At 67.6% G+C, this 13,552-nt stretch carries 15 protein-coding genes; 6 read left to right on the top strand and 9 right to left on the bottom strand.

The window, feature by feature from the left end; genetic code table 11:
* Window positions 1-121: 121 nt before the first annotated feature.
* The gene (locus AC5P74_RS05675) at window positions 122-472 is read left to right on the top strand and encodes an SH3 domain-containing protein (protein ID WP_329842466.1); all 351 of its coding nucleotides are present in this window, start codon (window positions 122-124) and stop codon (window positions 470-472) included.
* A 178-nt stretch (window positions 473-650) separates the two neighbouring features.
* On the opposite strand, the gene serS is transcribed toward AC5P74_RS05675, so the two are convergent.
* Window positions 651-1,931 carry a serine--tRNA ligase gene (gene serS / locus AC5P74_RS05670; protein ID WP_053497269.1) on the bottom strand — a complete coding sequence of 427 codons (1,281 nt, stop codon included), beginning with the start codon at window positions 1,929-1,931 and terminating at the stop codon, window positions 651-653.
* A 113-nt stretch (window positions 1,932-2,044) separates the two neighbouring features.
* On the opposite strand from serS, the gene AC5P74_RS05665 reads away from it, so the two are divergent.
* The gene (locus tag AC5P74_RS05665) at window positions 2,045-2,683 is read left to right on the top strand and encodes an energy transducer TonB (protein WP_053497271.1); all 639 of its coding nucleotides are present in this window, start codon (window positions 2,045-2,047) and stop codon (window positions 2,681-2,683) included.
* Between the two features lie 119 nt (window positions 2,684-2,802).
* Complete coding sequence (locus tag AC5P74_RS05660) at window positions 2,803-3,375, top strand: energy transducer TonB (RefSeq protein WP_005417293.1); 573 nt, start codon at window positions 2,803-2,805, stop codon at window positions 3,373-3,375.
* Between the two features lie 224 nt (window positions 3,376-3,599).
* Here the strand turns inward: AC5P74_RS05660 and aroA are convergent, their stop codons facing one another.
* From aroA to AC5P74_RS05640, 4 genes are all read right to left on the bottom strand, one after another.
* Complete coding sequence (gene aroA, locus AC5P74_RS05655; RefSeq protein ID WP_070489009.1) at window positions 3,600-4,907, bottom strand: 3-phosphoshikimate 1-carboxyvinyltransferase; 1,308 nt, start codon at window positions 4,905-4,907, stop codon at window positions 3,600-3,602.
* A gap of 76 nt (window positions 4,908-4,983) precedes the next feature.
* Entirely contained in the window at window positions 4,984-6,183 is a 1,200-nt protein-coding gene (gene pheA / locus AC5P74_RS05650; protein WP_053497275.1) for a prephenate dehydratase, read from the bottom strand.
* A gap of 51 nt (window positions 6,184-6,234) precedes the next feature.
* A complete protein-coding gene (serC, locus tag AC5P74_RS05645; protein ID WP_005417298.1) occupies window positions 6,235-7,320 on the bottom strand; it encodes a 3-phosphoserine/phosphohydroxythreonine transaminase in 1,086 nt (361 codons plus the stop codon).
* Window positions 7,321-7,536: 216 nt separating this feature from the next.
* Window positions 7,537-8,343, bottom strand: coding sequence for an FHA domain-containing protein (locus AC5P74_RS05640; protein WP_032954286.1), 807 nt, complete (start codon window positions 8,341-8,343; stop codon window positions 7,537-7,539).
* Window positions 8,344-8,468: 125 nt separating this feature from the next.
* On the opposite strand from AC5P74_RS05640, the gene AC5P74_RS05635 reads away from it, so the two are divergent.
* From AC5P74_RS05635 to AC5P74_RS05625, 3 genes are all read left to right on the top strand, one after another.
* Window positions 8,469-8,744, top strand: coding sequence for a polyhydroxyalkanoic acid system family protein (locus AC5P74_RS05635; protein ID WP_005417302.1), 276 nt, complete (start codon window positions 8,469-8,471; stop codon window positions 8,742-8,744).
* An 81-nt stretch (window positions 8,745-8,825) separates the two neighbouring features.
* A complete protein-coding gene (locus AC5P74_RS05630) occupies window positions 8,826-9,317 on the top strand; it encodes a phasin family protein (protein ID WP_053497278.1) in 492 nt (163 codons plus the stop codon).
* Window positions 9,318-9,553: 236 nt separating this feature from the next.
* Window positions 9,554-10,558 carry a restriction endonuclease gene (locus AC5P74_RS05625; RefSeq protein ID WP_070489017.1) on the top strand — a complete coding sequence of 335 codons (1,005 nt, stop codon included), beginning with the start codon at window positions 9,554-9,556 and terminating at the stop codon, window positions 10,556-10,558.
* 165 nt (window positions 10,559-10,723) lie between these two features.
* On the opposite strand, the gene AC5P74_RS05620 is transcribed toward AC5P74_RS05625, so the two are convergent.
* The 4 genes from AC5P74_RS05620 to AC5P74_RS05605 all read right to left on the bottom strand — a co-directional run bounded on the left by AC5P74_RS05620 (window position 10,724) and on the right by AC5P74_RS05605 (window position 13,527).
* A complete protein-coding gene (locus tag AC5P74_RS05620; RefSeq protein WP_495204823.1) occupies window positions 10,724-11,116 on the bottom strand; it encodes a type II toxin-antitoxin system HicB family antitoxin in 393 nt (130 codons plus the stop codon).
* Window positions 11,117-11,129: 13 nt separating this feature from the next.
* A complete protein-coding gene (locus tag AC5P74_RS05615) occupies window positions 11,130-11,306 on the bottom strand; it encodes a type II toxin-antitoxin system HicA family toxin (RefSeq protein ID WP_235642167.1) in 177 nt (58 codons plus the stop codon).
* Window positions 11,307-11,400: 94 nt separating this feature from the next.
* Window positions 11,401-12,129, bottom strand: coding sequence for a histidine utilization transcriptional repressor HutC (gene hutC / locus AC5P74_RS05610; protein WP_049438039.1), 729 nt, complete (start codon window positions 12,127-12,129; stop codon window positions 11,401-11,403).
* Window positions 12,130-12,156: 27 nt separating this feature from the next.
* Window positions 12,157-13,527: a formimidoylglutamate deiminase gene (locus AC5P74_RS05605; protein ID WP_053497283.1), complete on the bottom strand. Its 1,371-nt coding sequence runs from the start codon at window positions 13,525-13,527 to the stop codon at window positions 12,157-12,159.
* Between the last annotated feature and the right edge of the window lie 25 nt (window positions 13,528-13,552).

Below are 13,552 nucleotides of genomic sequence, written 5' to 3'. Positions count from 1 at the left end.
GCGCCCCTCTCTCCTCGTCTGGGCGCTGAACGCGGGCCGGGATCCCCTCCCCCATCCCGGCCCACCCTGGCGGCCCCGCTATGCGGGGCCGTTTTCTTTTGCGACGCGCTAGGCTGGGGGCATGAACTACATCGTGACCGCTGCGCACCGCAGCGAATTTCCGCACCCGATCACCCTGCGCCGCGGCCAGGCGCTGGTAGTGGGCGAACGCTATGAAGGCCCGGAGGGCTGGGACGACTGGTTCCTGTGCGAGGCCGAGGGGCAGCAGCCCGGCTTCGTGCCGGCGCCTGTGATCGGCCGCGATGCGCAGGGTGGCGCGTTTGCCACGGAGGATTACTCCGCGCGGGAGCTGGATGTGGATCCCGGGCAGATCTTGCGCGGGCTGCGCATCCTCAATGGCTGGGCGTGGTGCGTGCCGGAGAACGGCGAACCGGGATGGGTGCCGCTGGAGAAGCTGCGCGCTGTGGAGTGATCGCGGGGGTTCATCCACGCATGGCGTGGATCTACTGGGGCATCGTTGCATTCATGCCCGGCGCGTGCAACATCCTCAAGTAGATCCACGCCATGCGTGGATGCGGTGCCATGCAAGCATGGCCCCCACCAGAGCCACGGCGGTGCCATGCAAGCATGGCACCTACCCGGTCAGGGAATCAGGCGATGGTTTCCAGGCCGCCCATGTACGGGCGCAGGGCCTCCGGCACGGTGATGCTGCCGTCGGCGTTCTGGTAGTTCTCCATCACCGCGATCATCGCGCGGCCAACCGCCACGCCCGAGCCGTTCAGGGTATGCACCAGCTCAGGCTTGCCGGTGGCCGGGTTGCGCCAGCGCGCCTGCATGCGGCGGGCCTGGAAGTCGCCACAGTTCGAGCACGAGGAGATCTCGCGGTAAGTCTCCTGCGACGGCAGCCAGACTTCCAGATCGTAGGTCTTCACCGCCGAGAAGCCCATGTCGCCGGTGCACAGCAGCACCTTGCGGTACGGCAGGCCCAGCTTTTCCAGCACCACTTCGGCACAGCGGGTCATGCGCTGGTGCTCGGCGTCGCTGTCTTCCGGGCGGCTGATCGAGACCAGCTCGACCTTCTCGAACTGGTGCTGGCGGATCATGCCGCGCACGTCGCGGCCGCCGCTGCCGGCTTCGGAACGGAAGCACAGCGAATGCGCGGTCATGCGCAGCGGCAGGCGCTCGGCGTCGAGGATCTCGTCGCGGGCGATGTTGGTCAGCGAGATTTCCGAGGTCGAGATCAGGTAACGCTTCTGCTCACCCAATTGGGTGATGAACATGTCCTCTTCGAACTTGGGCAGCTGGCCGGTACCGTACAGGCTGTCGGCGTTGACGATCACCGGTACGTTGGTTTCCTGGTACTCATGCTCGCCGCTGTGCAGGTCGAGCATGAACTGGGCCAGGGCGCGGTGCAGGCGAGCCAGCGGGCCGCGCAGCACGGTGAAGCGCGAGCCGGACAGCTTGGCCGCGGTCTCGCCATCGAGCCACTTGTTGCGCGCACCCAGCTCAACGTGGTCGAGCACCTTGAAGTCGAACTGGCGCGGGGTACCCCAGCGCGCCTGCTCGACGTTGTCGTTCTCGTCGGCACCGGCCGGCACGTCATCGGCCGGCAGGTTCGGGATCCCCATAGAGATCGCTTCGATCTTCTCGCGCAGCTCGTCCAGCGCCACTTCCGAGGCCTTCAGCTCGTCGGCGAATGCAGCGACCTCGGCCATGATGGCCGACACGTCCTCGCCCTTGGCCTTGGCCTGGCCGATGGCCTTGGAACGGCTGTTGCGCAGGCTCTGCAGCTCCTGGGTACGCACCTGGATGCGCTTGCGATCGGCCTCCAGGGACTCCAGGGCAGACACGTCGAGCTCGAAGCCGCGGCTGGTGCGCAGGCGTTCGGCGAGGTCGGCGGGCTGGTGGCGGAGCAGGGCTGGATCAAGCATGGCAGGTGTCGTGGTGGGTATCAGGGATGGGATTATCGCTTGTTATACGGATTTCTGCCGCCCGGTTCATTCCCGCCGTGGCAGAATCGGGGCATTCCGTACTGGTCCGGTCCATGTCTGCACCCCGCTCGTCGTCCGCCAAGTCGTTTACCGTGCATATCCCGCGCAACGCCCTGAAGATCGCGGGCATCGCCTTCGGCGTGGGCGTGCTGCTGTTCGTGCTGGTCTGGTTCACCGGTCGCGACAAGGAATTCTTCCGCGCCGACCCGGCCGCACAGACCCCGCAGGAGACGGCGCAGGTGGAACCGCTGCCCGAACCGCTGGCTGCGGCCGCCGGTTCCAGCGACATGCCCGATGCCAAGCCGGCCCCGGTCGAGGAGGAAGCCCCGAAGCTGGTCGAAACCCCGCCGCCACCGCCGGCGCCCGTCGCTGAAGCGGCCCCGGTCGCACCGGCCCCGGCGCCGGCTGCCACAGGCAACAGCCAGCCGATGCCGATTGCCGGCCAGTCGCCTCCACCGGCCTACCCGGCCGCCGCGCTACGCGCCGGCGAGACCGGCAGCGTGGTGGTGCGCGTGGATGTGGATGCCACCGGCTATCCGAACAATGCCACGGTGATCCAGCGCAGCGGCTCACGCGAGCTCGACCGTGCCGCGACCGATGCGGTGCGCCGCTGGCGCTTCACCCCGGCGCAGAGCAACGGCCAGGCCGTACCGGGCAGCATTGAAGTGCCGTTCGACTTCAAGACCCAGTAACTGAACGTTTCCCGGCAGGCAAACTGAACCCTGCCGGTCGCGTTGACGCAACGCTGACACTTCCCGCCACTGGCCCGCGCAACACTCTCCCCGTCGTCCATTGACGGAAGGAGTTTGCGATGACCGCCACCACCCACGAAGACCTTCATTCGCCGCAGCTGCAGCAGGACGCCAGCGAACAGCACAAGCCCACGTCGCCCTGGATGTGGATCGCGCTGATCGTGGCGATGTTTGCCGCCGCGCTGCTCTGGCTGCGTCACTCGAACCAGGAAGACGTGGCGCCGGCACCGGTCGGCGAGCGCATGCTGCCCGCGCCCGAGCAGGCGCCGGTCGCCGATGTACAACAGCCTGCGGCCCGCCAGGCCGCAGCGGCCGGCAACCAGCGCAAGGCCCCCCCTGCCGTACGCAATCGCGAGGCACGCCCGCTGGCAGGCAACAGCAAGCCGACCTACCCCGCTGCCGCGCTGCGCAATGGCGTGCAGGGCAGCGTGATCGCCAGCCTGAATGTCGATGCCCGCGGCCAGGTCACCAATGCTGCGATTGTTTCGCGCAGCGGCGAGCGCAGCCGTGACCTGGATCGTGCGGTGCTGAGCGCCGTGCAGAACTGGAAGTTCCAGCCGGCGATGCATGAAGGCCGTGCAGTGGCCAGTGTGGTGCGGGTCCCGGTGGATTTCCGTACCGGACAGCGTTGATCGCGGACGAGGGGTTCGTGATGTTTAGACGGAGGCTTCGGCCTCCGTCCTTTTATGCGGAGAAGCGTGCCGACCAAGGTCGGCACCTACCGGGCGATGTGAGCGCGCCGACCGAGGTCGGCGCCTACCGGGCGATGTGAGCGTGCCGACCGAGGTCGGCGCCTACCGGGCGATGTGAGCGTGCCGACCGAGGTTGGCACCTACCGGAAAACCTGATCGGCCGATCAGGCCAGGTTGAAGCCGGCGCTGCGTGCCAGGCCGTCGAAGTCCGGGAAGGAGGTGGCGACGTTGGCGATGTCGTTGATGCGCACTTCGCCGTCGCTGATCTGGCCGGCAATGGCAAACGCCATGGCAATACGGTGGTCACCGTGGCTTTCGATGGTGCCGCTACACAGGCGCACGCCCCCGTGCAGGGTGGCGCCGTCTTCGGTCTCGTCCACCTGCATGCCCAGCGCACGCAGGCCGGTGGCCATCGCCGCAAGGCGGTCGGATTCCTTCACTCGCAGTTCGGCCGCACCGCTCACCACGGTCTGGCCCTCGGCGGCCGCGGCGGCCACGAACAGCGCCGGGAACTCGTCGATCATGTCCGGCACCAGCGCTTCCGGAATGCGTGCGCCCTTCAGCGGGGCGTAGCGCACCACCAGGTCGGCCACCGGTTCACCGCCCTGTTCTGCCGGGTTCTCTTCGCTGATGTCCGCACCCATCAGGCGCAGCGCATGCAGCAGGCCAGTGCGACGCGGATTCAGGCCGACCTGCTTCAGGCGCAGCTCGGAACCGGGAATGATGCTGGCGGCGACCAGGTAGAACGCGGCCGAAGAGAAATCGGCGGGCACCACGATATCCGTGGCGCGCAGGCGCTGGCCACCGCGCAGGCGGGCCTTGCCCGGCGAAAACGCGATGTCCACGCCGAATGCGGACAACATGCGCTCGGTGTAGTCGCGGGTCGGGTGCGGTTCGGTCACGCTGGTTTCGCCCTGCGCATACAGCCCGGCCAGCAGCACCGCCGACTTGACCTGCGCACTGGCCACCGGCGAGGCGAAATCGATGCCGTGCAGCGCTTGGCCACCATGCACGTGCAGCGGCGGCGTGCCGTCGTCCTGGGTGTCGATCCTTGCGCCCATCTGCGACAGCGGGCCGGTCACGCGGCGCATCGGGCGGCCGGACAGCGATTCATCGCCGATCAGCGTGCAGTCGAAGGCCTGGCCTGCCAGCAGGCCCGCCAGCAGGCGCATGCCGGTACCGGCATTGCCGCAGTCCAGCGGTGCCTGCGGCGCTTTCAGGCCGTCGATACCCACACCATGCACGATGCGCTGCGACGGGCTGGGGGTTTCGATGCGCACCCCCAGCTGGCTGAAGATGCGCGCGGTGGCGCGGGTGTCTTCGCCTTCCAGGAAGCCTTCGATGTGCGAGGTGCCATCGGCCAGCGCGGCAAACATCACCGAGCGGTGCGAGACCGACTTGTCGCCGGGAATGGTCAGGCTGCCCTGCAGCGGCTGGCCCTTGCGGGCAATCCAGTGTTGCGCGTTGCTCATCGTTCGATCATTCCGTAAACACCGGCAGCGCCGGCGATGCATCAGGGAGCGGCGGCTGTTGCCGCCACAGCAGCACTCAGGGCACGGCCACCGGATAGGAGCCCAGCACCTTGATCTGCGCCGAGTGCGCTTCCAGTTCGGCCAGCGCGGCCTGCATCGGCGCGTCGTCGATATGGCCGGCCAGGTCGATGAAGAAACCGTACTCCCACTTGCCGTGGTGTGACGGCCGCGACTCGATTCGGTTCATGCTGATGCCGTGGCGGGCGAACGGGCTGAGCACGTCGAACAGCGCACCGGGCTTGTCATGGATGAACACCAGCACCGAGGTGCGGTCGTGCCCGGAGGTCGGGAAAATGTTGCGGCCCACCACCAGGAAGCGGGTGGTGTTGTCGGCATCGTTCTGGATCGGCTTGGTGACCACCTTCTTCAGGCCGTAGACGTGGCCGGCGCTTTCGCCGCCGATGGCCGCCGCGTCGTCGGCGTTGCGCGCACGGCGCGCGCCTTCGGCGTTGCTCGACACCGGAATCTTCTCGGCCTTCGGCAGGTTGGCGCGCAGCCACGCCGAGGTCTGCATGAACGACTGCGGATGCGCGTAGATGCGCTCGATGTCCTCGATGCGGCCGCTGCGCGACATCAGGTACTGCTGCACGCGCAGCTCCACTTCGCCGCAGATCTTCAGGTTGGAGGTCAGGAACATGTCCAGGGTGATCTGTATGGTGCCCTGCCCCGAATTCTCCACCGGCACCACGCCGAAATCGGCGTTGCCCGCTTCCACTTCCTGGAACACCTCTTCGATGCTGGCCATCGGCAGGCCCAGCGCGGAGCGGCCGAAGTGCTTGAGCACGGCCTGCTGGCTGAAAGTACCTTCCGGGCCGAGGTAACCGATCTTCAGCGGCTCCTGCTGGGCCAGGCAGGCCGACATGATCTCGCGGTAGACGTGCACCAGCAGTTCATCGCTGAGCGGGCCTTCGTTGCGGTCCACCACCATGCGCAGCACCTGCGCTTCTCGCTCGGGGCGGTAGTAGTCGACGGCGGCGGCGAGCTTGCCCTTGGCCTTGCCGACCTGGTGGGCGAAGCGCGCGCGCTCGGCGATCAGGCTCTGGATGTCGCGGTCGATCTGGTCGATCTTCGAGCGCACATCGGCCAGCGCCAGCGGCGCCAGGGTGGGTGCCGGGTTCGAGATGGCCTTGGCCTTGCCCTTCGCCTTGGTGGGCACGCTGTCCTTGGCCGGTTCGGCCTTCTTCGGCGCCTTCTTGCTGGATTTGCTGCTTGCCATCGGAATTCCTTGTTGCGGGGCACGCACCCGACGGTGCGCGCCGTTCATTGCTCAGCCGTGACGCTGCTGGAAATCGGCCATGAAGGCGACCAGCGCTTCGGCCCCGGCCAGCGGCATGGCGTTGTACAGCGAGGCACGGATGCCACCGACGACCTTGTGCCCCTTCAGCGCCAGCAGGCCAGCGGCCTTGGCCTCGGCCACGAAGCGGGCATCGAGATCGGCATCTGGCAGGAAAAACGGGATGTTCATCCGCGAACGGGCCGCGTGTGCAACCTCATTGCGGTAGAAGCCGCCGGAGCCGTCGATGGCGCCGTACACCAGCGCGGCCTTGGCGGCATTGCGCCTGGCGAACTCGGCCACGCCGCCCTCGGCCAGCATCCACTTGAACACCAGGCCGGCCAGGTACCAGTTCCAGGTTGGCGGGGTGTTGAGCATCGAATCGCGGGCGACATGCGAGCGGTAATCGAAGATGTCCGCGCGTGGCTGGCCACTGCGCTCGAGCAGGTCGCGGCGGATGATCATCACCGCGATGCCGACCGGGCCCAGGTTCTTCTGCGCGCCGGCATAGATCACACCGTAGCGGCGCACGTCCAGCGGCTCGCTGGCGATGGACGAGCTGAAGTCGGCGATCAGCGGAACGTTGCCGGTGTCGGGCACATCACGGAACTCGACGCCGTGGATGGTCTCGTTGGCGGTGATGTGCACGTAGGCGGCATCGGGTGACAGCTGCCAGTCGGCGCGCGGCGGCAGCGTGCGATAGCCATCGGCCTCGCTGCTGGCGGCGATGTTGACGTCCACGTAGACACCGGCCTGCCTGACCGCGGTCTTGCCCCAGTGGCCACTGACCACGTAGTCGGCACGCTGGCCGGGGGCGGCGAAGTTCAGCGGGATCAACGCCTGCTGGGTGGTGGCACCACCGGACAGGAACAGCACCGCATAGTCTTCGGGAATATCGAGCAGGCGACGCAGGTCGGCCTCGGCCTCGGCGGCCACGGACATGAATTCTGCGCCGCGATGGCTCATTTCCACGATCGAAGCGCCGGACCCGTGCCAGTCCAGCATTTCCGCCTGCGCCTGGCGCAGGACCGATTCCGGCAAGGTCGCAGGGCCGGCACTGAAGTTGAACGCGCGCGTCATGTCACACCTGTGGGGCAAGACCCCTAGTATGCCGCAGTGCACCAGCCTTGCGGCCTTGTGCGGCAAGGGAAATTTGGTTTCATCGGAATCCATTGGCCGTCCGCATGGACCGGTAGTCGCCGACCTTGGTCGGCATACGCCGTCAGGCGTCATGCCCGCCGACGGAGCGTGCCGACCAAGGTCGGCACCTGCCAGGGCGGGCCCAGCGGATACAGATCAGCGTGCGCCGAACCAGAGCAGCAGGCTGAGCAGCGCGGCCAGCAGCAGCGCACTGACCAGCAGCCACGGCCAGCGCCGCACCCTGCGCGGCGCGGCCGGCAGCACCGGCGCCTGTTCCACGTCCTCGCCCGACTCGTCCTCGACCGGCAACGACCGTCGGCGCGGATCATGCGGCACTTCCAGCACGAAACGGTGCTGGCCATCGAACACCACCTGGTCGCCGGCCTGCAGCCAGCAATGGCGCACGGCCACGCCATTGACGCGGGTGCCGTCGGCACTGCCGAGGTCGCGCAGCAGCACGCGTTCGCCGTGCACTTCCACGCGGGCATGCTGCTCGGCAAAAGCCGGGTCATCGATGGCGATGTCGGCCTCGTTGCCACGCCCGATCAGGCGGGCCCGCGACAGGGTGAAGCTGCGGCCATGATGGAGACCGCCGACACCGCGCAGCAGCCGCTGCTGCTCGTCGCTGCCATCTTCGGCTTTCGGCGCAGGCGCCTGCAGCAGGCTTTCGACCTCGCCCTGCAGGACCATCTCCACGCCATCCACATACACCGCATCGCCTGCACGCAGCAGGGCCATCCGGCGTACCGGGCGACCGTTGACGTGGACGCCGCGGATGCCGTTGCCGACCTGCAGCCAGAGGCCGCGATCATCCATGCAGAACTGGGCCAGCAGCAGTGCGCCGTGGCCAGGATCTCCGAGCCGCACGCTGCCGTTGGCCTGGCGCACGATGCGCTGCACCCCGGGCCGCAAGGGCTGGTCGGGCTGTTGTTGTTGACTGAAGTGAACAAGCAGGTTCTGCACGCGGCGCAGCCTAGCAGGTTGGTCGCCAACGAAGAAGAACCCACGATGAGTGCTTGGCGCGGCGGCCCTTGATGCGCACAATGCTTGCCCTCTTCGACCATCCCCGCCCTGCGCCAGGAGCCTGCATGTCCACCATCGATGTCCGCCACGCCCACGCCCTGCCCGATGCACAGGCGCGCGCCGCGATCGAACAGGTCGCTGCCAAGCTGTCCGAGCGCTTTGGCCTGAAGTCGTCCTGGACCGCCGACGTACTGAACTTCTCCGGCAGCGGCGTGGACGGTGCGATCGAACTGCAGCCGGGCGCGGTGCGCGTAACCGCCAAGCTGGGCTTCCTGCTGTCGGCGATGAAGGGCATGGTCGAAGGCGAGATCCAGCGTGTGCTGAAGGAAAAGCTGGGCTGAACCCCGGCGGCGGCCGTCACGGCCGTGCAACGCCGGTGCGCGCTACTCTCGGGGGCAGGCCCAACTCCCACGGGAAGTGCGATGAACCACTACGAGAACGACGACCGCCGCAACGACGATGCCTCTTTCGGTGACCAGGCCGAGCGCTTCTCGCGCAAGCTGAGCGATTCGGCCCAGCAGGTCTGGCTGGCCGGGTTGGGTGCGCTGGGTCGCGCCCAGGCCGAGGGCAGCCGCTTCTTCGACGGCCTGGTGAAGGAAGGCGAAGCCTGGGAAGCCCGCCGCCGTGAACGCAACGGCGACCAGGGCCCGGGCTGGCGTGACAATGTCGAGACCTCGCTGGACGAGGCCCGCGAGAAGGCCTCCGGCACCTGGAACAAGGTCGAGAAGGCCTTCGATGACCAGGTGCAGGGCGTACTCAAGCGCCTGCATGTACCCACCGCCGACGAAGTGACCGCGCTGGAGGCGCGCATTGATGCCCTGCACGCGCGCTTGGCCAAGCTGGAAAACCGCGCCGCGTCCGGCACCGATGCCCCTGCTCCGGGCAGCCATCAGTCACCGGACAGCGTGCCCTGACCACGATTGTTGCAATGCAATAAAAATTGATTGACAATCGCGAGCAACCCGCCAATCGCTTCGGCTGCCGTTTGTTCCCTCCCCTCACGGCTTCAGGATTGGCGGGTTTTTCGTGCCCGCTGTACGCCGATCTGCGCGCTCCATCACGCTTTCTGTCAGGAACATCCTGACCCGGCCAGGCACCGCGACCTTTACACTGTCGTTCTCCGCTTTCGCCCCTTCCGCCCTACTCCTGCATGCTCCCCTGGATCCTGGCCCTGCTGTCGGCCCTGCTTAGCTGTTTCCTGGCCGTTATCTATCTGTGGTGGGTCAAGCGGCGGCAGAAGGAGATGCAACTCGGCCTGCAGGCCCTGGCGGGCATGCATTGGCGCGAATTCTCCGTTCTGGTCAAGCGCATGCTGCGCGAACAGCGCGGCCTGCGTGAACTGATCGATCCGGCGGAAGAAGCCCGCGAACCAAGCAGCGATTTCATGCTCAGCGATGGCCCCAACCACTGGCTGGTGTCGTGCAAGCATGGCCTGGCCTACCGCATCGGCACCGCCGCAGTGAACGAGCTGGGTGCGGCCGCGCGCCTGGCCGGGGCCAAGGGCGGCGTGCTGCTGACCGAAGGCCGCATCGAGCGCGACGGCCGCAGCGCCGCCGAGAAGCAGGCGGTTGAAGTGCTGGACGGCCCGCGCCTGTGGCCATTGCTGCAGCCTTACCTGCCCGGCGACATCGAAGCGCGCGTGCGCGCCAGCGCCAGGCACGAAGCGCTGCGCCGCATCGCCATCGCCGCACTGGGTTCGGCAACGCTGGGGCTGCTGGTTGGCCTGGGCCTGCAGGGCCTGCGTGTGGAAGAGGCCGCGCCGGTTGCTGCAGCGCCGGTGGTGGCGACGCCTTCAACGGCGCCTGCGGCGAAACCTGCTGGCACCGCGGCAGTGCTCCCGGCCGCCCCTGCACCCGCGGCTGCCGTCGCCCCGGCGGTCGACGCGCGCAGCAATCCCAATCCGGATGCAGCCACGCTGGAGCGCTTCCAGGCCGATCTGGCCCGCGCTCTGGCCGGCAAGCCCGGCATCGCCAGCGGTGTCTGGCTGACCCGGCAGACGCTGGCGATCAACCGCACCGGCGAACTGGACGCGGTGTGGCCGCAGGTCTGCGAGGAAGTGCTGCACTACCCCGCCCTGCGCAACGTGCGCATCCAGCTCAATGCCCGCCCCGGCGTGGATGAGCCGGTGCGCTGGCGGCAGTGCGCCACGTATTGATGGGGCAACATCCACGCATGGCGTGGATCTACTGAATCCCGATACACGAATCTCTGGTAGATCCACGCCATGCGTGGATGCCTTTGCAGAGTCGAGCCACGCTCGACTCATCGCGCAACGCGCGAACAGCAGCCGACCATGGGCTGGGCTCTACAAGGCGCCCGCTCAGCCCAATGTTGCGAGATGGGCGATGTAACTGGAGCGGGATTCGCCGGCCGCCCTGGCCTGCGCATCCAGCCTGGCCAGGATGCGACGCGGCAGGCTGATGTTGACCCGCTCGATGGTGTCGTCCAGCAGAGATGGATCAATGCAGATGTAGGCAAGAATCCAGGCCGTACCACTGGGAGCCTCGGCGACGATCTTCTGTGGCGCAGAAGGACTGGGAATCGAGCGCCCCTCATCCAGGGCCGCATCGATCCAGGCAAGCGCAGACTCCTCGGCCGCGCTGAGTGCAGCGTCAAGCGTGTCGGCTGCCGAGAAGCACCCCGGCAGATCGGAAACGATGACCCCCCACGCGGTGCGTTCATCGCCGGCCTCAATCAAGACTGGATAGCGCATGGGACCTCCTACGTCAGTCCTGCGAGCTTCCGCAACGCCTGAACCAGCCCCTTGCCCAGATCCTTTCTGGGTGAGGCACGGTGATGATGTGAGGCCACTGCGGGTGCACGAATACATGATGGGATCCGCGAATCCTGCAACAGGTCCAACCTGCCGCCTCCAGATCCCGGATGAGGTCCCTGCTCTTCATGCAGGGACGATACACATCGTACACACGCACCAACAGAGTTCAAGACGACAGCCGTACCGGACCAGTAGATCCACGCCATGCGTGGATGGAATCCCTAGCGAGCGCCCGGCGCGAAGCGCGCAACCAGGTCCCAGGCATCCCCCAGGAACACCTGCCGCACGCGGGTGATCGGCTGATCGCCACGCCAGGTCAGGCGCTCGATCACCAGGCAGGCGGTGCCCGGTTTCACGTCCAGCAGCCTGGCCGTGGCGGTGTCCGCACCCCAGGCGCTGATGCGGTGCTGGGCACGGGTCCACGACACATTCTGCAGCAGCCAGCTGCCCGGCGCGGTGGTGCTGAAGTCGACCTCCAGTACCTCGGGCACGCCGACCGGACTGATCAGGCGGTGCTCCAGCGCCAGCGGACGGCCATCGGCCAGGTGCAGGCAGCGCATCGCCAGCAGCTTCTCGCTGCCGGCCAGCTCCACTTCACCGGCATTGCCGGCGTCAGCCAGGCGCAGCTCGCGCTGCAGCAGGCGGTACGCGTACTGGTGGCCGCGCGAGCCGACTTCCATCGCGATATCCGGAATTTCCAGCGCCACCTGCTCCAGGTGCGGCGGCTGCCGCGCTACGAACGAACCCGCACGACGGCGGCGCTCGATCATGCCGCTCTCGGCCAGCGCGGTCAGCACCTTGTTCACCGTCATCCGCGAGCAGCCGTACTGCTCCATCAGCTCGTGCTCGTAGGGAATACGGAAGCCCGGCGCCCACTCTCCACTGAGGATGCGGCTTTCCAGATCGCTGCGGATACGCTGGTTGAGCGTGGCGGACTTGCTGGCCTTCACGTAATGGGATCCCGGTGGCGGAGGCGATCAGCCCAGCACGCCCTTCAGGGCGGCGGCGAAGGCGGTGGTGATCGCCTCGCGCTGCAGGTGGCGGCCCTCGGCCACGCAATGGCGGCCATGCCGCCAGACCGATCGCAGCGCGCCATTACGTGCGGCGAACACCCAGCTGTCAAGCCATGCGTCATCCTGTCGCGCCTGCAGCGCGGGGTGTGCGGCATCCAGTTCGACCAGATCGGCACTGGCGCCCACCTGCAGGCCAGCCGCCACGCCCAGCGCCTGTGCGCCACCGTGCAGTGCACCTTCGAACAGGAAGCGACCGGTGCTGCGGGTGGCATCCGGCGCCAGCACGTTGCGACCGCGCAGGGTCAGGCGCTGGCCGTATTCGAGCAGGCGCAGCTCTTCGGCCGCGTTGATCAGCACATTGGAATCGGAGCCGATGCCGAAGCGCCCGCCCTCGCGCGCAAAGGCCTGCATCGGGAACAGGCCGTCGCCCAGGTTGGCTTCGGTGATCGGGCACAACCCGGCCACGGCACGGCTGGCCACGATGGCCGCGCGCTCGTCGTCGGTGATGTGGGTGGCATGCACCAGGCACCAGCGCGCATCCACCGGCGCATGGTTGTACAGCCACTGCACCGGCCGCTGGCCGCTCCAGGCCAGGCAGGCCTCGACTTCGCGCACCTGCTCGGCGATATGGATATGCACCGGGCCGTCGGTGAGCGGCAGCAGCGCGCCCAGTTCCTCGCCGGTAACCGCGCGCAGGCTGTGCGGGGCGATGCCAAGCACCGCATCAGGCAGCGCGGCCAACGCCGGCTTGGCGGAATCCAGCAACTGCGCGAAGCCGTCTACATCGTCGATCAGGCGACGCTGCGCGGGGTTCGGCGGCGCCCCGCCGAAATCGGCATGCGCATAGAACACCGGCAGCAGGGTCAGACCGATACCGGTCTGGTCGGCGGCGGCGGCAATCCGTGCACTCATCTCGGCACGGTTGGCATAGGCGTGGCCATCGGCATCGTGATGCAGGTAATGGAACTCGCCGACCCGGGTGAAGCCGCTTTCCAGCATTTCCATGTAGGCCTGGGCGGCGATGGCCTGCACCGCATCCGGGCGCAGATGGGCCAGGAAGCGGTACATCAGCTCGCGCCAGCTCCAGAAGCTGTCGCCGTCACCGCCGCCGATCTCGGTCAGGCCGGCCATGCCGCGCTGGAACGCGTGGCTGTGCAGGTTGGGCAGGCCCGGCACCAGGATGCCGACGCGGGTGTCACCGCCCTGCGCGGCCTGCCCCTTGCTGATTGCCGTGATGCGGCCGTCCCGCACCTGCAGGCGGACATCGCGGGCCCAGCCCTCGGCCAGCAGGGCGTGGGTGGCATGGAAACTGAGCAGGGAACGCGAATCGGACATGGCTGGACAACCCGAAATGGACGCC

The sequence above is a fragment of the Stenotrophomonas sp. YJH_SMC_94-11 genome (genome assembly GCF_059370435.1).
Note: the sequence above shows the minus strand (reverse complement) of the source record. Positions and strands in the feature narration are given on the sequence as shown.